Origin of the sequence: Arthrobacter sp. 08Y14 (assembly GCF_002929455.1) — a bacterium.
Lineage (GTDB): Bacteria > Actinomycetota > Actinomycetes > Actinomycetales > Micrococcaceae > Arthrobacter_B > Arthrobacter_B sunyaminii.
Window position 1 is genome coordinate 1 of sequence record NZ_PJIX01000065.1, and the last position, 516, is coordinate 516.

The following is a 516-nucleotide window of genomic DNA, read 5'->3' on the forward strand; positions in this document are numbered from 1 at the left end:
GGGCAACGTCACCGTGGACGCTGCTGATGACGGCATTGTGGGCAAGGACTACGCGGTGCTGCTGGACGGCGCCTACCAGGTGTCCGCGGCCGGGGACGGCTTCAAGTCGGACAACGAGGAGGACGAAGGCCGCGGCTGGGTGCTGATCAATGGCGGCACCCTGAACGTCAGCGCCGGCGACGACGGCATCAAGGCCTTCAACACCCTCACCATCGCGGCCGGCACCGCCACTGTTGAGGAGTCGGAGGAGGGCCTGGAGGCCCAGCACATCATCATGACCGGCGGAACCGCCACCGTCACCGCAAACGACGACGGCGTGAACGCCTCGGGCGGCAGCAGCACCACCACTGGCACGACGCCCCAAGGCGGCATGGGTGGGGGCATGGGCGGCGGCGAGATGGCCGTAGGCGACTACACCGTGGAGGTCAGCGGCGGACTGCTGACCATCAACTCCCAGGGCGACGGCCTGGACTCCAACGGCAATGCCAGCATCTCCGGCGGCACTGTGGTGGTCAA

1 protein-coding gene is annotated in these 516 nt (G+C 68.0%); it reads left to right on the plus strand.

Features of this window, described 5'->3' with window-relative positions; genetic code table 11:
* A partial coding sequence (locus CXR03_RS17995) for a carbohydrate-binding domain-containing protein (RefSeq protein ID WP_146070574.1) occupies positions 1 to 516 on the plus strand: 516 nt, incomplete at both ends.